This is a genomic window from bacterium (genome assembly GCA_016699125.1).
GTDB lineage: Bacteria > Babelota > Babeliae > Babelales > Vermiphilaceae > AWTP1-30.
On the sequence record CP064961.1, the window covers coordinates 619,701 to 637,802 of the forward strand.

Below are 18,102 nucleotides of genomic sequence, written 5' to 3' on the forward strand. Positions count from 1 at the left end.
TACTGTATCATTATGATGAAAATATACTTTTTCATTTTTATGAGACATTATGTCTATGGTCAATAGTAGGTAGTATAGCATTACTATACTATCTACTTGATCAGCCGGCAGTTTTTTTTCAGCCCTTTTCCACCAGACAGTTTTTATGAGTAGTTTTCATGAAAAAACAAACGACCCACATACTTGGGTATGTGGGTCGTTTTAAAGTTACTATTTTTTACATGCTTTTAGACATCCAGATTTTTGGCAAACTGTCCAAACTGTTCGATATAATCTTTCCGTCCTTTCACATCATCGCCCATCAAAGAAGTGAACCAGAAATCGGCCGCAAGCGCATCCTGTACTGTGACTTTCAAAAGACTGCGAGAATTCTGATCCATTGATGTTTCCCACAGCTGTTCAGGATTCATTTCACCAAGTCCTTTGTAGCGTTGAATATTCATGAAAGGTTTGGTAATGACTGACAGCCCTTCAAAAAGATTAATGATTCCTTTTGCTTGATAGTGAGCATCTCGTGCTTTTGCTTTCAATGTCCATTCATTCATTTCAAAAGCTTGTAATACCTCAATGAATCGACAGATTTCTTCTAACTCTTCTGACTGAAAAAATGCCAAAGGAGCTGACCATTGTTTGCTTAACTTTTTAAATAAAAGTCGTGCACCCAATTGCGGTTGCAATCCTTCGGCGACTTCGTCGGCCGTTAATGTGCTGATGCTGATAGCATACTCGGCAAAAGCTGTTGATAGATGCTTAATAAGTGCGGCAATACCATCATCTGTTTTCCAGTGCAGTAGTTTAACTGCATTTGCAAGTTCATGTGCCTGCGTTGTGGTGATTTGAAAACGCAGTGACGTTTTTAATAATAATGCCTTGTACTGCGCAAACTGTTCTAATGCTGTTTTTACCTCTTCTTCTCCATATTCCTTTGTATTCATTATAATCTGTGTATTTTCTTTTGCCCACTCAAAGATAAAGTCTGTAAAAGCTTTTTCATCTTTTAGATACTGCTCAATCTTACCAATCTTTGCTTTATAAAGCGGTGGTTGTGCAATGTACAGATATTCCTTTTCAATAAGCCCAGGCATATATCTGAAGAAAAATGTTAAAAGTAACGTGCGAATATGTGATCCATCAACATCGGCATCGGTCATAAGCACAATCTTATGATAGCGTGCTTTACTACTATCAAAATCTTCGCCAATTCCACAACCAATGGCAGCAATGAGCGATTTAATCTCTTCATTCGACAGTATCTTGTCAAGCCGTGCTTTTTCAACATTCAAGATTTTACCTTTTAAAGGCAAAATCGCCTGATTATTGCGATCACGGCCCTGTTTTGCAGAGCCACCTGCTGAATCACCTTCGACAATAAACAGTTCTGCTTCTGCCGGATTTTCATTTGAACAGTCGGCAAGTTTTCCTGGTAGTACTGTTGATTCCAGTACCGTTTTTCTTCGTGTCAGTTCGCGAGCTTTTTTTGCCGCTTCGCGTGCCCGTTTTGCAAGTTCTGCTTTTTGCAATATCTTTTTTGCAATTGCCGGATTTTCTTCAAAAAACCGTTCTAAAAATGCGAATACCCATGAATCCACTAGGCCTTTGATATCATTGTTGCCCAGTTTTGTTTTAGTCTGACCTTCAAATTGAGGCTCAGGAACTTTGATGCTTATTACTGCAACAATACCTTCGCGAACATCTTCTGATGAAAAGGCATCATTTGGATTTTTTATAATACCATATTCGATTGCTTTTTTGTTGCAGATTTTTGTCAATGCAGATCGAAATCCTGACACATGCGTTCCACCTTCAACTGTATTGATATTGTTGACAAAAGAGAATATCTGTTCGCCGTATCCATCATTATATTGCATTGCAACTTCGAAAATATACTGTTCGTCTTCATACTGATTATAAATGACCTCTGGAAAAATCGGATCTTTCTTTTTATTGATATGTTCGACAAAGGTAACGATACCGCCTTCAAAATAAAAATCATTGCGAGTATCGGTGTCCTCTTCGATCAGTTCAATTTTTAAGTTCCTATTTAAAAATGCAAGCTCGCGCAAACGTGATGACAATGTTTCAAAACTAAACTGGAGTGTTTCTTGAAAAATAGTCACATCAGGATAGAAGCGTACCACGGTTCCCCGTTTTTCAGTTTTTCCAACGACTGCCAGCGGAGCAAGCGGTTTGCCTTTTTCATATTTTTGTGTATGAATTTTTCCATGATTAAAAACGGTGACTTCAAGCCATGCAGAAAGCGCATTCACAACCGATACACCAACACCATGTAAGCCGCCTGAAAACTTGTATGCTTCTTTTTCAAATTTTCCACCTGCATGAAGCTTAGTGAGCACTACTTCAGTTGCTGAAACACCCTCAGTTGGATGTATATCTGTTGGAATACCTCGGCCATTGTCTTCAACTGAACATGAACCATCTTTATGCAACATTACTGTTATGTGGTTACAATATCCTGCAAGGGCTTCGTCAACCGAGTTATCGACCACCTCATAAACCAGATGATGCAGTCCTTGCGGGCCTGTTGAACCTATGTACATTGCAGGTCGTTTGCGTACAGCCTCAAGTCCTTCAATGACACGAATACTTTCTGCTTTGTATTCTGATGCATTTGAATGAGTATTATTTTGGAGTTTGTTATCAGCCATCAATTTTCCCTTGCCACGTGAATACATACTTATTATATGAAATAAATATAGTACAAAAATACTTTTTTTGCCACAGCTTTAGATTGTAGGTCAAACCATTTTTTATTATTTGTAAAAGTGAAATTGGACAGCTTCCAGGAGTAGTTGAAAAAACTGTTTTATGATTAACAGAAGATAAACAAATATGGGTCGTTTGTCTTTTTCTGAAGATACCTTTTCCTCTTGTATTATTGGCGATTGGTTGTCATTTTCATATGATGATAGATTGTTATGTGCAAGGTCATTCTTTTGATCGTCTCCTTCTGAAGATTGCGTTTCAGCTTCTTTTGTTAGTAATGGGCTGTTATCTTCAGATGGTAAAGAATTGTTCTTTTCTTTAGATTCGTCTGAAGATTGCTTTTCAGCTTCTTTTGTTGATAAGTTATTCTTTCGTTCAAAATAACAAGGAAGAAATGGTGTTGTATGGCAACAAAAAGGTCCTGCTTGATAGCTTTCCCATCCATTCGTAAAGGGGCATTTATGGTTTTCTTCAATTGCTTTCTTTTCGTTTTCTTCTAATTTTTCGTCTGTTTTAAAAGTAAAATCCGATTGTGTAAGAATTCTGGCATACAATCCATTTGCTTGACTATTTATAAGTTGATCAAAATATGGGCAAAAGAGCCATTCTTCCGCATCTTTACCTAAACTTTTTTGTGGTTCCAATAGTGTTTGACTTACAAATGAGGGGTGAACGTAAAATGTTTTATTTGCGTGTTTTTCTAAAAAAGTTTTAAAAAACGAAAGAAAAAAATCATAATTATGCTCTATGAATAGATGGTAAAAATATTGTTGAATCGAAGGTATTTTACCAGCAATGCCACTGTATTCAACAATATTATTCAAACTATTCTTGTTAAATGCAATGGCGATTTCATGTTGCCTTTGTATTGCAAGGCCGACCAGCAGTAAAAAGCCATTTGGGTAATCGGCTTTTAAGCTTGTATGTAAAATTTTTTCGATATAACTTATACTGTTTGGTTTATCCATTGAGACAATATTCTTTATGTACAGTAACTTTTGAAGTATTCCTTGCTGACAAAGCAAATCCTTTATTCTGTTATAATTGTCTTTATCCGTTCCATCTCTAAAGTAAATGTTACCTTGTATTTCAAATTGACAATTCCATAAGTTCACATTAGGAGCTATCTGTTTTAATAAATGGTTCCTATACTCCCATTCTTGTAGTTGATTTGTTTTATCTTCGGGATAGTATGGTGATTGGTAGCTCATAGTTTTTATAGTTTTATCAGGAGATACGTTGCTGTCAGTCTTTGTAGGTTTTGCGAAAGCATCTTCATAAAGCATGTTTTGCATCCAGATTACCTTGTATCGGTCAAAGTCTTCGGCTGTTTCAAGGATGGTAAAACAAAAAAAAGCCAGATTTGCTGGTACTGCGTAGGCTTTGGCTTTTTCCAATAAAGGTTGAACCTTTTTATGGAAGGCCTTATTTACCTCAGTTAGTACTTTTAAAAATGATAATTCTGATGTGAAAATGAATTTTGTAAACTGAAGATCTTCGTCAATCGCTGCGCCTTTCCCCTTTATTAACTCATTGATTCGCATTGTTTCTTCGCGTAAAATTGGATTTATAAGTGGATCTATAATTTGAGTAAGCTCCATAGTGTAACTTTTTTGTATCAAGAAACATACCATATATAATAAAAAAATAGTTTTTTGAGAACTCATACGTTTGCCTTGAAAACTTATTGAACTTGAAAGTACCTTTTTTTAATGTAAGCTTTTATCTGAAAAATACCAATTACATAATAAGGTTTAGTAGCGAAAATGTCTTTTTTTGGTCCTGAAAATGATATAATTTTTATGAAAGAGGCTTATAAGCTAGCGTTGCTTGCATGTGCTCAAAATGAAGTTCCGATTGGTGCGATTGTAGTAAATGCATCAGGCAATATTATCGGACAGGGTTTTAATAAAGTCGAACAGAAATGCACACAGGCTGCGCATGCAGAATGTGAAGCTATGTGTAATGCGGCTACGTATTTGGATAATTGGCGACTTGAAAATTGTTGGCTTTATGTTACGGTTGAACCTTGCCTGATGTGTATGGGAATGATAAGGTTAAGTAGAATTGCAGGTGTTTTTTATGGAGTACATTCACCAGTATACGGTTTTTCAAAGTATACTACTGATATTGAAGATTATCGGAAAAAGCTGATTATTTTATCTGGGGTTTATCAGGAAGAAATCAGTGTGTTGATGAAAAATTTCTTTCGGAGTGCAAGAGGGTCAGACGAACATTTGTAGCAATGTATAAAGGAGGCTGATTGTGGATAAAAAATTTAAAATTGTACAAGAAAAGCTCTTACAATCTAAACAGGATTTAGAAGCAAAATTGGATACGATGTCAAAAGAAGCCCTCTCTGATGGTCAAGTGCAGGATCCGGGAGATCAAGCATTGCTTTCAACTATGGAGTTATTGCGGACTTCGCTGCAAGATACGGATTTGGCTCGATACAAAAGAATTGTGCACGCGCTTAAAAAGTTTGATGATGGATCGTACGGTTTATGTATAGATTGCGGAAATGATATTTCTGAAAAAAGACTCCTTTCTTTCCCTGATGCTGATCGCTGTTTGAGTTGTCAAGAGGAATATGAAGATTTACAGGCTGTATCAGAGTAGCATTAAAAGCTTCACATATATCTGAAATTTGATACAATAAGGGCATAATAGGTGCCGATGTAGCTCAGCTGGTAGAGCAACTGATTCGTAATCAGTAGGTCGTCGGTTCAAGTCCGATCATCGGCTCCATTTTCTTGAAAGATTTTGACTTTTGTATTCCACTTGTTACGATATAAAGGTTAGTTATTGCCGAAAAACAATAAGAAAGGTTCATAAATAAGATGACTACCCAGGAAAAAAATAAAAATACTACCGCTAAAAAAATCATTAAACTGGTAGGTGTGCCGTTATCTGGTGCAACTGGTCGACGTAAAAAAGCGGTTGCACGTGCTTGGGCACGACGTGGTAATGGCAAAATTGTAGTAAATGGTCTAAATTATGACCAGTACTTTGATACAGACACCATGAAAATTGCTGCTTCAAAGGCGCTTTCAGTATGTCCGGTAGCACGAAATTATGATTTTCAGATTAATGTTTTTGGTGGTGGCAAAACAGGACAGTCGGATGCAGTAAAACTTGCTATTGCACGAACCCTTGTACAGATGGATGAAAATTTACGTAGTCTGTTGCGTCAAGAAAGGCTGTTGACCGTTGATTCCCGTACAAAAGAACGCAAAAAATATGGACAACGCGGTGCTCGTCGTAAGTTCCAATTTGTAAAACGTTAAAAATAGAATTGGGCACTGAAAGGTGCTTGATTGCTGGGTATTATATGAATTTATAATTATAAATATCTAATATTTTTACGTCTCTTAAAAAAGGGGAGCGTTCTAGTGTGTAGCATTGTAGGTTATATAAGTTCAAAGCCCGTCAAGCAGTATATGCTTGACGGGCTTGCTCGTCTTGAATACCGTGGGTACGACTCTGCTGGCATTGCTGTTGTTGATCCAGACAGTACCAATATACGATGTATAAAAGTTGTTGGTGGCGTACAACATCTTATGGCAGCGGTTAATGAACCAACCTTCAACGGATATTTGGGCATTGGGCATACCCGTTGGGCTACACATGGAAAACAGACTATTGCTAACGCTCATCCTCACTTTGACTGCACCCGTACCGTTTCTGTAGTACATAATGGTATTTTTGAGAACTATGTTTCGATCAAAGCGCACCTTATTGGACTGCACCATACCTTTATTTCAGAGACTGACACCGAAGTTATTGCACATTTTTTAGAAGAAAGATTATTGCAGTCTATTGATCCTCTGATGGCCATTCATGAACTGGTAAAAACTTTTGAAGGGCGTTATGCACTTGTGATTGTTTTCAAACAGGTGCTTGGCCGTATCTTTTTTGTGCGCAAAGGATCACCTTTGTCCGTTGGATTTGATGAATGCGGTTCATGTATTGCATCAGATATGCTTGCGTTCCATGAAACCGTCTCACGCTATACGATTGTGCCAGATAATGTCTTTGGATTCTGTGATGACTCAACCGTTACGTTTATAGATTTTTCAGGTCATCCGGTGTTTTCTGTTGAAAAAAAGCTTTCAAAATTCTGCGGTTCAGTTTCAACTGAAGGTTTTGAACATTTCATGCTTAAAGAGATACATGAACAGCCAATTGCTATTGCTCGAACTGTTGAATATTTACGAACGTTCGACCTGCAATCCGATTTTTTACCAGATACTATGAAAGAGATTCCTAGTCGTATGTCTTTGCTTGGTTGTGGTGGTTCGTGGCATGCGGCGGCGATTGGCAAGTTTTTCTTTGAAGAGGTCGCACATATTCCAACAACGGTACATCTAGCCTCAGAGTTCCGCTATTCTTATTTTTTTCCTGATGCACAGTCTGTCTATCTGTTTCTTTCACAGTCTGGCGAAACTGCCGATACGTTGGAGGCTTTGCGACTGGTCAATCAGCACGAACTTGCTACACTTGGCATTGCAAATGTTGCTTCAAGCGCATTAGTCCGCCAGACACATTTCTGTTTTTTGACGCAGGCCGGCCCTGAAATTGCCGTTGCTTCAACAAAAGCATTTTCAACACAGTTAGTTGTGCTTTACTGGCTTGCTCATTACCTTGCTTTAAAAAAGGGGTTGATGAGTCAACCTAAGTTTGCAGCTGTTTTTGAAAAACTTCTTTTTGCTGGCAGTGTGTTGGAGCGAGCAATACAAAAATATACGATGCTTATTAAAAATACCTATGCGCCTTGGTATGCCGGGTATAAACATATGATATGTTTGGGAAAGCATATCAGTTATCCCTTTGCGCTCGAGGCGGCATTAAAATTAAAAGAGATTACTTACATTTTTGCTCAAGCGTATCCGGCAGGAGAGCTGAAACATGGTCCGTTAGCTTTGGTTGATCAGCATGTGCCGATCCTGGTTTTTTCAGTGCTTGACCCGGTGGCATACAAAAAACTGATCAATAGTGTGCACGAAGCAAAGGCCCGTGATGCGCATATTGTTGCATTTGGCTTTGTAGGGCAGCATGAGCTGCAGGCTTTGGCGGATGTATGGATGGAAGTTGAGACGGTTGATCCGCTGCTGGCTCCTCTGGCCCACGTTGGCTTAATGCAGTATTTTGTCTATGAAATCGCTCGCCATTTAGAGCGACCGATTGACAAACCACGCAATCTGGCAAAATCGGTGACGGTTGAATAAAGTTTCAACCATTTAAAGTGTCCTTTTTGCAACGTATTTACCACAATACGACGCAGCAACAAAAAGGCCAACAGTAATGCATGAACTTGCCAAGTTAATGATGCCTTCTTTCAAAGTACGTGGTAGTAGCCGTGCTTCTTGGTCGTCACTCTGTTCTGTAGGGTTTAAAAACAGTTTGTTGAGCCTACTTTTGACAATACTTAAAACAGGAAAAAACCAGCAGCCAATGCTCATGTAGGTGGTTGCCGTTTTAAAAAGGGCTACATCCTGACGACCTGCAGAGGGAATACCGCTCTGCAGACCTTTCATCAAAGCATGCGTCAGAAATGCCGTGCACAGATAGGTAAGCTCGACTTTTTTGTATTGTTGGTCGATTTTTGCTGGTTTTTGAACTTTTTTTGCTTGTATAGAGGCCACTACCTGTGTCTGTGGGTAAAGTAACATACCGCAGATAATCATGGCAAGATGCTTTTTCATGTGACGTCCTTTCTGTAGCTTGGTATATGATGCATTGTGTTACAGTTGTTGTTTCGTTCTAAAATTGGCTATAGCATCTTTAGTTGCATTGCCAATTCGTTGACCAGCATTGCAGCTTATAACCAAGGTTGCAAGTGTAGCTATCATAGACAGAAGAGCTCTTTCTACTAGTATATAATCCCAAAAATCTGCAGAGATTATTTTGTTTATGTAATGGTATTTTCTTAGCTGTCTTTCGATTTTTTGAAATAGGCTTTCGTAACAAAGAAAAAGTGGATTAAATAGTATTGCAGGTGCAAGATAGCTGTAACCATGGTTAAGATGTCGTTCTATTGCCGAGTTGCTTATTGTATAATTACAAGTAAAGCCAAAAACTGTATTTAATAAAAAAGAACAAGCGATTATTGTAAGTGCGTTTTTAGTTGTAAGCTCATCCCGTATGTTAGTTCCCATGGTTGTCCATACGAGTGGATATATTTTTGGCTTCGGCTTTATTTTCCTGTCTATTGCCTGCCTGATCTTCTTTTTGGTTATATTGTCTTCTGTATGCTCATTTTTTGTTTGGTTTTTTGGATTTTCCGTAAACGTTAGTTGTGGGTAAAGTAACATACCGCAGATAATCATGGCAAGATGCTTTTTCATGTGACGTCCTTTCTGTAGCCGGTTGTTTTATGTGTTATATTCAAGCTGTTTGTCTGCTTGGAAAATGAGTCATCATAAAATTGACTATCGCATTTTTGGCTGCATTACCAGCTTTTTGACCAGCGTTACAACTTAAGATTATGGTTGCAAGGGTACTGATCATCGACAATCCGCTTCTTTGAATTGGTAGGTATTTCCAAAATGGTGCAGACAGAAGTTTGTTTATGTAATGGAATTTTCTTAGCTTTCGTTCAATTTTTTGAAATAGGCTTTCGTAACGCAGAAAAAGGGGATTAAAGAGTGCCGCCGCTGCAAAATAGCTGTACCCATCGGCAAGGTGCCGTTCAAGTGCTGAGTCGCTTGTTTTATCAAGCATACCGCTAAACCATGTATTTAATAACAAAAGGGAACTCATTATCGCAAGGTTGTCTTTAGTTGTAAGTTCATCTTGTGCGTGTGTTCCTATCGTTGTTATTGCGAGTGGATATACTTTGGGCTTTGCCTTTGTTTTGCTTGCTTTTTCTTGCTTATTTTCTTCTTGAGTTACAACATTTTCTGCAACGTTCTCATTTTTTATTGAGTTCGTTGGATCTTCGGAAAATGTTAGTTGTACAGAAAAGCTAACCAGTAGCAAACCAAGCATAAATTGTTTCATTGTAACCTTTCAAAGTACTTCTGTTGTTTATTTGTAGATTTTAGAGCTGACTTATTTTATAGCCGATCGATTTACCAACATTTGTGCCTGCAATTAATGTTGCTACTGCACCTCCGACTGTTAAAAGCTGTTTTATAAATGGGAAGTGATTCCACATTTTTGCAGACATTATTTTGTTGGCAATAGGATAGGTTTTTAGTTTTCGTTCAAGTTTCTGTATTAAACTTTGATACGCCAGATACATCGGATGGAAATACACTCCATAATGTGCCACCCTCATTGCTTGTAACAGATAACAACGATCTGTTCCGATTTTATTTTTAAGATACGAATTCAAAGTGAGCTGAAATGTATGAAGGAAAAAATAACCGCCAATAATGCTGAGCGCCTGTTTGACAGAAAGCTCATCCCTTTCACGAAATTCCAGTGTTACCAAAGGATGGTCGTATATTTTCGGCTTTTCTTCCGGCATGACCTCTTTTTGTGCTTCTTTTGTTACCTGTTCTGCTGCTGTTTGTGTGATTGCTTGTGTTACTTCAGTTGGGTTGTCTGCATGTGCATGCCGTGCAAAAAATAGCACAGTCATAGCAACTATTAATCGTTTCATGTTAAATCTTTCAAAGTACTTCTGGTTTTTATTTTTTACATATGATTCTAGTTAGTGTCGCATTTCACCATTTAATGGGCCATTTATAAGAGATGTAATAGTCTTGTAATTCACTACCAACTGATGCACCAATATTTAAGGCGGCTACTAACGTTGCTAATGCAGCACCCATCGTTAACGCCTGGGTCAATACCTTTTTCATTGGTAAGTAGTTCCACATTTTTGCAGACATTATTTTATTTGCAACAGAATAGGTTTTTAATTTTCTTCCCATCTTCTGCAGTAAACTTTGATATGCTAAGCAAAGTGGATTAAAAGACAAACCACAACTCAAACCAGTAGTTGCGAGTAAAATATGACAAGGTATTGAACTGTTAAAAGGCTTTGGACTGTTTGATAGAACAGTTAAACCAGGTATCAATGCAACCTCTGTCGATGCATGCACTATAAAGCAACCCGCAATAACCCTGAGTGCCTGTTTGACTGAAAGTTCATCAACTTCATGGTTTCCACCTGTAAAAAAAGAATAGGTCTGTACTTTCTGCTTTTCTTCAGGCTTGGTTTCGTTTTGTACCTGTTCTACCGCCTCTTTTGTTACTGCTTTTTTTGTTTCAGTTGGGTTGTCTGCATGTGCGTGCTGTGCAAAAAATAGCACAGTCATGACGATTAAACTTATTTTTTTCATTATTCTTCCTTTTTATTCAAAATTATCTGTTTAACTTTTTCTTATTTTAATCTTTTTAAATCGTTTACTTTTTAAAATTTTATCACAGCCACAGGCTAATGCAAACATAATCACTTTCCTATCGCCAGTTTTTCTGCACATTTATAGCCCACGTACGTCAGTCCGACGGTAGCGGTTGTGCTCAGTCCAAGCGTTACCAGCTTTTTAAACGGTGAGCTTTTTGGCTTTTCATCTTTTTTTGTATCAGTTTTTTCATTCGCATTTTCAGTCTCATCAGTCTCATCAGCCTCTTCATCTTCAAAAAGTAATGAGTACCAGCGATTTGCAAGTTCCGATTCGGCGATTGCGTCAATACCGGTGGTAACAACTTTGCCAATAACGCCATCGACCGCTTTTTGGCCAAGGTTACCATGTGGCGCAATCAGATACCACGCCGCGCCAGCAGCGGTGGCACAAAAGCCATGCGATAAAAGCTTTTTAAGCAGGGGGCGTTTTCCTGTTTTTTTTGAAGATGCTTTTTCTTCTTTCTGTACCGTTTCAGGGGTGATCGGTTCAGCTTTGAGCTTTTCAGTGATAGTGGTCCCTAAAAATCCAGCCAAAAGGGCAATAAGTTTAAACTTCATACAGTCTCACTCCATTTTAAAGTATTAATATATATAGTTTAGTATTAAAAAATATAAAAAAATGTCAATTTACAAAAAATATACAAAATGATAGGTTTACGTGATTATATCGGGATGTATGGCGTATTTGCTGCTTTAACTTCTGACCGCTTGACTTTGCTATTTAATAAAAAGTTTTCAGTTTGAAATTTTATATTGAGTTTGACGATAAAAAAAAAGGAGGACAAGTACTTTTACTTATCCTCCTCGTATTTTGAATGAAAATGATCAATTTTAAGGTTGAATGACATCAGGTTGTTCGGCAGCCAAGCTTCTTGCCATCTGCTCGTCATTGCGTATTTGCCGCATTCGAAGTTCAGTCTTTATTTTTTGAATCTGTTTGTCTAACGTTTGGCCAACTTTTTGTAATATTTTTTTGGTTGAAGAAAAGAGCTTTTTAATTCCTTGTTTTTTTGTGGACTGACTTTTAAGCTCTTGCATGAGCGCTTCTTGTTCTTGAAGTTTGTTTTCAATAGTGGTAGTTAAGGCATGTTCTTCCGGCTGATCCTGCTCCCGTTGTCCTGCTTGTTGTTCCAAGCTTTGTTTAATGCCTTCTTGAAACTGTGCTTCTTCCTCTTCTTTTGTAATAGGTTCAAGGTGGTTTTGCTCTTTTTGAACAACTGATGTATCAACTTCCTGTCTGTTGGTTGGTTCTTTAAAATTCACTGCCTCAACCAAGACTATATTTTTTTCTATGGCATTTTGTATGACGTTAAGCATAGCTTCGACAGGCTCAGACCTGAATGTGGAACCTTTGCGGTCGATTGAATCTATGTAAATGATATAAGAATCTTTATTTTTTTCTTTGAGTACGCCAATGTAAACAAAGTGTCCACCTTTATTCCCACCAATATTGCAGATAAAGTTTACCAATCGACGGTCATCTTTCTTTTTTATATCCAGCAGAGCGTATCCATCATTATCGACTTCAGATGAGTCTATGATGAAAAAGGGATTGGTTTCTTTATGTTCAATCAGATAACTGTTTTTTAAACGGTTGTTTTCATCAAAAAGAGAGAAAATACGAGTTTTTAAGTTATTGTTTTGATCAAGCTTTTTTATATCTACAAAGTCTGCAGCATCAAGCATCTCTATGCTTTCTTCAAATGCCTTATCGCCATTTAACCCAAAGGTAGACTTCAAAATCCTTTCCGTTTCTTTTTTTACCGTATTTTCATTAATGAGTTTTTTCTGCATAAAAAGGTTCTGCATTGCCTGTGCATGAGCCAGAGCATAATAGCCACAGGTGGTCCCACTGAGTTGTTTTGCAGCATGCCAATGTTTCACTTCAAGGATACATTGTACAACTGATTGTGATACAAAAACTAGGAACATGAATAGTAAACATCTGTTTCGTTTATAAAGCATTGCGTTCTCCGGGTATTATTTGTAGACCTATTATAGTTTAGGATACAGTTTTAAAGTTATAATAGTCAATATTAATTCTGTTTTGTCAATTGAACTTCCAACTCACACTAGGTCAGTGTTTTAGGCTTGCATTAATTGAGACAAGTTTAAGCTTGTTTTGTAATGAACTACTGACCGTTTTGTATGATTAAGTTTATTGGTTGTAGACAGGGTATCTTTGTACTGGTCTAGTTGACTAATAAGTTTTTTTTATGTCTGTAAAAGATTAAAAGCGCTGCAAAAATAAAAAAAGCGGTCCAATGTATGGCAAAAAGGAACATACTGGCCACGGGTAATCCACTAATCAAAAGTAAAGATGCATATCCGGGAGACTTGAGTAGATACAAAAATATGAGCCAACAGATGGAAAGTACTGCCATGAAAGGTAATGAAAGGTATCCGACAATTCCCATTAATGTGGCAACGCCTTTTCCACCATTAAATCCCAAGAAAGGCGAATAACAGTTACCCAACAAGAGTAACAATGCCACTAGTAGAATCATTGGCCAATCAGATGTAAATGATTGTGTAAATAACAAAAACAGAAATGCTTTTCCGGCATCAATACAAAAAACGATTAAAAATGAGGTTATGCCGAAAATTCTTCCTGCATTAGAGGCTCCAATGTTTCCGGAGCCATGCTGTCTTATGTCAGGCATTCCATAAAAACGACCCAGCAGGTATCCTGTGGGGATTCCGCCAATCAAAAAAGCAGCAACTGGTAGAAGTAAATGGAAAAATTTATTGATCATTAAATCCGATCTTTACGTGAAACTGGGCTGCACATAAAACATAATAGAGATATGCTGAATACAATGATAAAAAGTGTACTATTCAAAAGTAGATATTCGATGATATTCCATTTATTAAAAAAAGAGGAGGTAACCGTTGATGGATTGATAATAACGGATGCGATGAAAAAAACTTCAACTACCGTTTTGATTTTTGCAATAAATAACGTCTTTATATAATAGCCCCGTTCTGATGCAATTAAACGTATTCCCATTACAAAAAATTCTCGTGATAATAGTATGATCACCCAATAAAAGAATAGCTTCCCTGCAGCAAGAAGTGAAATTAGTGTTGAGCAAAAAAGAAATTTATCAGCTATCGGATCGAGTAATGCGCCTAAATGTGTTACTTGATTCCACTTTCGAGCAAAATATCCATCAAAAAAATCTGTTAGGCCAAAAAGAATAAAGATAAGAGCAAGTAAGACGTTAAGGAAAAAGAAGTTCAGAGGGAGCAGGTACACTAATAAGAACGGTATGAAAATAGGAGACAAAATCAACCTTAAGAGTGTCAAAACATTTGGCAATGTTAACATATATTGCCGATTCATTACGTACCTTTTTGATATATGGTGGCGGCGCAGGGATTCGAACCCCGGACCTACGGATTATGATTCCGCCGCTCTAACCGACTGAGCTACGCCGCCACTAAAATTTTAAACTAAATCGATAACTTTTGAACATTAAAGTTACGTAACATCATTTTAAACAAAGATTTCAAGAAAAACAAGCCTGTAATCAAGGTTGAAACAATACCTAACATTAAAGTTGTAGCAAATCCTTGAACGGGACCGGAGCCTAAGTAATATAAAACAACACCAACAATAAAGGTGGTTAAGTTGCCATCCAATATCACCACCATAGCATCAGAAAAACCAACATGCACTGCTTTTTCCACTGAAGTACCATGCGATAATTCTTCCTTGATTGTTTCAAAAATGAGTATCGAAGCATCAATTGCCATACCTATTGTCAAAACTATACCGGCAATGCCTGGCAGGGTTAACGTTGCACCTAAAAGAGACATACCAACCAAAACAAGGAGAATGTTATATACTAACACCAAAAAAGCAAAGAATCCTGATAGTTTATAGAAAAAGAAGCTAAACAGTAAGATTAATAAAAAGCCAACCATACATGACATTAATCCTGCAGTTCGTGCTTCTTGGCCAAGCGAAGGACCTATTTGGCGCTCTTCTTCAAAGGTAACAGGAGCTACAAAGGCACCAGATTTTAACAATAAAGCTAATGATTTTGCTGATTCAGTATTAAAATTTCCGGTGATACTACCTTTATCTTTGATGGCTGTATGGATGACAGGAGCGCTAATGACTTCACCGTCTAAAACGATCGCTAACTGCTTGCCAAAATTTGCATTTGTTAAAGTATAAAATTTTTCACCACCTTCAGTGTCCAATGTAAATTCAACCACAGCTTCAACGCCCGATCGTCCCCCTAAAGAAGGTCGTGCATCCTTCAACATGCGACCGGTGACTTGTGCATATTTTTCTACAAGATAAAAAGAGCGTCTGCCGCCTTCCATGATGCCTGGTAAAATCTCTTTATCATGTGCAACTGTGCCTTCCACTTCGTACAAAAGATCATCTTTGCTGGAAGCAACTTTGTCAACTAAACGAAATTCTAAAAGTGCAGCTTTTCCTATTAACTCCTTTGCTGCCTGAGGATCAGAAACATCAGGAAGTTCGATGACAATATTCTTATCTCCTTGCGGAGCGATTGGGGTTTCTGAAACACCAAACTTATCCAATCGTAGCCTTAAAACTTCTATATTTCTTTGAACTGCATCATATTTGATGCGTTCAAGTTTTTGTGGAGAAAAAGAAAGAATAACAGTTAATCCAACAGCGTCAACCTTCATCTCAATGTTTTGTGTTTTAAATGTTTGTGCAGCTTTTTGAGCCTCATTCATCGATGCGAAAGTAAAAATAACTTTTCCGTCTTTAATTTCTTTGGCAGAAACATGGATGCCTTGTGTTTTTAGATTCATATACATTGAGTTCATTACAGAGGAACAGGCCGCTTCCACCGCCTTATCAACTTGTACTTGCAGGGTAAGGTATACTCCCCCAACTAGGTCGCTACCAAAACGTAACGCGTTTCTTATTGGATATAACCAATATACACATATCAAAGCCATAAATAACCACAAAGTTAACTCTGAAAAGAGTACTTTTCTTGCGTACTGTTGCATCAAAATCCTTTATAATTTCTCATGTTTTTTCTTGACTAAAATAACTGGTGCCGAAGAGGGGATTCGAACCCCTACAAGATCGCTCTCGCAGCCCCCTCAAGGCTGTGTGTCTGCCAATTCCACCACTTCGGCTTTCTTTTTTTGAACAAAAACTATCATATCTTATACATTTTAGCAAATAAAATATAGAAGTCATGAAAAATTTTATCCAAAAAGTAGTTCCGATAAAACCTTAAATGGCAGAGAAATGGTACTTCCTATTCTTGATAGGAGATCTAGCATATTATAAAAAAATCCCTTTTTTATTGATTCTTTCCCACCATTTTCCTCACTCTCGTCATTATCAATTTTACCAGTGTCACCTTCTTTTTCTTCTGTGGTCGTTTTCTGTTGTTTTATTACAGTATCTGCAAGCATATCAACTTGCTTTTTAAAATCGATACCCTGTTCTTTAAGTTTTGATATCTCAGTTTCAACCTGTTTTATTTCTTGAGTCAAACGGTTTACTGTATTAGAAAAATAGGCTCTGAAGTCATTATCAAGATATTTATAAATGTCCTTAATATTACGCATCTGAATATCCATGGCATAATAGAGCTCTCGTGCCTTTGTATCACTTAGAATTTGAGAAACTTTTTTAAAATTCTCCCATGCTTCCTTTTCATACCCTCTTGCTTTTGTAATCTGATCCATTAACTTGTCGAGTGCATCATCTAGCGCATGATCCAGGTCAGAAATAGTTTTGATTCGTATACTTAACTGTTCGAGCATTACGTGTTCAGCCTTAATGTCTCCGAGCAGCTCTCGCTCCTGAATATTAAGTTCTCCCTGTTTTGTGCGTTCTAATTCCAAACGATTGGATATATCAGATATAATCTGTTGTAATTCACCTTGGCGTAGTCCGATACCAATGTAAAATGGATCTAAGACGGTTCGATCGAGTTCAGATCGTTGATTAAAAAAAGTAACTCGTAAGTCCCAAATCTGATCAACTAGTTTATGTGTTTTTTCGTAGCTATTTTGTGAGCGCTCATAATAAATCGTTTTATAAAGCCAATTTCCTTGTCCTTCTGGAAGATTGATAGTGTCTAACCCAACTCTTTCTTCTTCAGCAATCATTCTGGCTGATGGATCGGAATCTACATTTTCAGCCGCCGGGACCTGGTTGCTCTTAGTAAGCTCTACTTTGCTATTTACATTCCCATCAACCTGACTATCTTGATTTTTAAGTTCGTTATGTTCAGATTCTTTGGTATCGTTTGACACAAAAATTGTGTCTTTTTTTTCACTGCCTAAGCCCCTTTGTATCGGGAGCTCATTTTGGGATTGGTCATTTTGTAAGTTAGCCAGTACCGCCTGTAATGCTTCAATTGATCTATTATCGGTCGATTTATTTTCGGTCCCACCATCTTCTTGCAATTGTTTTGCCTGTTCGTTTGCAACTCCAGACGACCATGATCCCAAAGAAACACATACGCCAACATATAAAGCTGTTGAGATTATGCTTTTTTGTATTTTCAAAAGCGTTCCTTCTGAACAATATTTAAAGTGTTTGAGCTAACTCTTTCAGTTCCTGTAAAAGAGCTATCGAAAACTCTTCTGCTTCCCAAGATGCATATTCCCAACGTATACCAGAGGTAATTCTTGTCAAGACCGATCGATCACTCTTAATGTCTATAATATCAATTCGAACAACATTCATCAAAGGGTGTACCTGTGAAGGAGCTTTGACAACTCCGGCCCGACCTAAAATACTATAAGCGATATTATCACTATCCATAAACGAGAGCATAACCTTTTTTTGCCAAACCATATTTTGATAACCTGTGTGATTTTTATGAATGGTCATGAGCAGGCTTTCAAGTCCTTTTGGATAGATACATTGAATAGGAGTAGTATTTGGCACACCTTTTTCTGAAAAAGTTGCAAGGACACCTACCGTTGTACCCTTCATCAACAAATCTAAAAGATCTTCAGATAGTTTTACTCCAACATGTTTTGCCATAAATGGT

General features: G+C 37.5%; 18 protein-coding genes and 3 tRNA genes. 5 read left to right on the plus strand and 16 right to left on the minus strand.

From position 1 onward, the window contains the following. Positions 1 to 227: 227 nt before the first annotated feature. The gene (gene gyrB, locus IPG37_02890; GenBank protein ID QQR53381.1) at positions 228 to 2,666 is read right to left on the minus strand and encodes a DNA topoisomerase (ATP-hydrolyzing) subunit B; all 2,439 of its coding nucleotides are present in this window, start codon (positions 2,664 to 2,666) and stop codon (positions 228 to 230) included. 105 nt (positions 2,667 to 2,771) lie between these two features. Next, positions 2,772 to 4,391, minus strand: coding sequence for a hypothetical protein (locus tag IPG37_02895; protein QQR53382.1), 1,620 nt, complete (start codon positions 4,389 to 4,391; stop codon positions 2,772 to 2,774). 99 nt (positions 4,392 to 4,490) lie between these two features. Between IPG37_02895 and IPG37_02900 the strand changes: the two genes are divergently transcribed. The 5 genes from IPG37_02900 (at position 4,491) to glmS (ending at position 7,952) form a co-directional block, all read left to right on the plus strand. Then, the gene (locus IPG37_02900; protein ID QQR53383.1) at positions 4,491 to 4,967 is read left to right on the plus strand and encodes a nucleoside deaminase; all 477 of its coding nucleotides are present in this window, start codon (positions 4,491 to 4,493) and stop codon (positions 4,965 to 4,967) included. A gap of 22 nt (positions 4,968 to 4,989) precedes the next feature. Further along, positions 4,990 to 5,343 (plus strand): TraR/DksA C4-type zinc finger protein, encoded by a 354-nt coding sequence (locus IPG37_02905; GenBank protein ID QQR53384.1) that lies wholly within the window; start codon positions 4,990 to 4,992, stop codon positions 5,341 to 5,343. Between the two features lie 53 nt (positions 5,344 to 5,396). Then, positions 5,397 to 5,472: transfer RNA gene (locus tag IPG37_02910), tRNA-Thr, on the plus strand. Positions 5,473 to 5,564: 92 nt separating this feature from the next. Then, positions 5,565 to 6,011 (plus strand): 30S ribosomal protein S9, encoded by a 447-nt coding sequence (gene rpsI, locus IPG37_02915; protein ID QQR53385.1) that lies wholly within the window; start codon positions 5,565 to 5,567, stop codon positions 6,009 to 6,011. Positions 6,012 to 6,116: 105 nt separating this feature from the next. Further along, entirely contained in the window at positions 6,117 to 7,952 is a 1,836-nt protein-coding gene (gene glmS / locus IPG37_02920) for a glutamine--fructose-6-phosphate transaminase (isomerizing) (protein ID QQR53386.1), read from the plus strand. 12 nt (positions 7,953 to 7,964) lie between these two features. On the opposite strand, the gene IPG37_02925 is transcribed toward glmS, so the two are convergent. The 14 genes from IPG37_02925 to IPG37_02990 form a co-directional block, all read right to left on the minus strand. Then, entirely contained in the window at positions 7,965 to 8,429 is a 465-nt protein-coding gene (locus IPG37_02925) for a hypothetical protein (GenBank protein QQR53387.1), read from the minus strand. Between the two features lie 39 nt (positions 8,430 to 8,468). Continuing rightward, on the minus strand, positions 8,469 to 9,071 hold the full coding sequence (locus tag IPG37_02930) for a hypothetical protein (protein QQR53388.1): 603 nt from the start codon (positions 9,069 to 9,071) through the stop codon (positions 8,469 to 8,471). 40 nt (positions 9,072 to 9,111) lie between these two features. Continuing rightward, complete coding sequence (locus IPG37_02935) at positions 9,112 to 9,726, minus strand: hypothetical protein (protein ID QQR53389.1); 615 nt, start codon at positions 9,724 to 9,726, stop codon at positions 9,112 to 9,114. A gap of 40 nt (positions 9,727 to 9,766) precedes the next feature. After that, entirely contained in the window at positions 9,767 to 10,333 is a 567-nt protein-coding gene (locus tag IPG37_02940) for a hypothetical protein (protein QQR53390.1), read from the minus strand. A gap of 64 nt (positions 10,334 to 10,397) precedes the next feature. Next, positions 10,398 to 11,018: a hypothetical protein gene (locus tag IPG37_02945; GenBank protein QQR53391.1), complete on the minus strand. Its 621-nt coding sequence runs from the start codon at positions 11,016 to 11,018 to the stop codon at positions 10,398 to 10,400. A 110-nt stretch (positions 11,019 to 11,128) separates the two neighbouring features. Beyond that, complete coding sequence (locus IPG37_02950) at positions 11,129 to 11,641, minus strand: hypothetical protein (protein ID QQR53392.1); 513 nt, start codon at positions 11,639 to 11,641, stop codon at positions 11,129 to 11,131. A gap of 273 nt (positions 11,642 to 11,914) precedes the next feature. Then, positions 11,915 to 13,015: a hypothetical protein gene (locus IPG37_02955; protein ID QQR53393.1), complete on the minus strand. Its 1,101-nt coding sequence runs from the start codon at positions 13,013 to 13,015 to the stop codon at positions 11,915 to 11,917. Positions 13,016 to 13,275: 260 nt separating this feature from the next. Beyond that, positions 13,276 to 13,839 (minus strand): glycerol-3-phosphate acyltransferase, encoded by a 564-nt coding sequence (locus tag IPG37_02960; GenBank protein ID QQR53394.1) that lies wholly within the window; start codon positions 13,837 to 13,839, stop codon positions 13,276 to 13,278. Continuing rightward, complete coding sequence (pgsA, locus tag IPG37_02965) at positions 13,839 to 14,429, minus strand: CDP-diacylglycerol--glycerol-3-phosphate 3-phosphatidyltransferase (protein ID QQR53395.1); 591 nt, start codon at positions 14,427 to 14,429, stop codon at positions 13,839 to 13,841. Before pgsA ends, IPG37_02960 begins: the two co-directional genes overlap by 1 nt. 19 nt (positions 14,430 to 14,448) lie before the next feature. Then, positions 14,449 to 14,525 (minus strand) — tRNA-Met (locus IPG37_02970). Between the two features lie 14 nt (positions 14,526 to 14,539). Next, positions 14,540 to 16,090: a protein translocase subunit SecD gene (gene secD / locus IPG37_02975; GenBank protein ID QQR53396.1), complete on the minus strand. Its 1,551-nt coding sequence runs from the start codon at positions 16,088 to 16,090 to the stop codon at positions 14,540 to 14,542. Positions 16,091 to 16,135: 45 nt separating this feature from the next. After that, positions 16,136 to 16,222: transfer RNA gene (locus tag IPG37_02980), tRNA-Leu, on the minus strand. 72 nt (positions 16,223 to 16,294) lie between these two features. Then, positions 16,295 to 17,611, minus strand: a complete 1,317-nt coding sequence (locus IPG37_02985; GenBank protein QQR53397.1) for a hypothetical protein — start codon at positions 17,609 to 17,611, stop codon at positions 16,295 to 16,297. Positions 17,612 to 17,633: 22 nt separating this feature from the next. Continuing rightward, entirely contained in the window at positions 17,634 to 18,095 is a 462-nt protein-coding gene (locus IPG37_02990) for a pyridoxamine 5'-phosphate oxidase family protein (protein ID QQR53398.1), read from the minus strand. Positions 18,096 to 18,102: the final 7 nt, after the last annotated feature.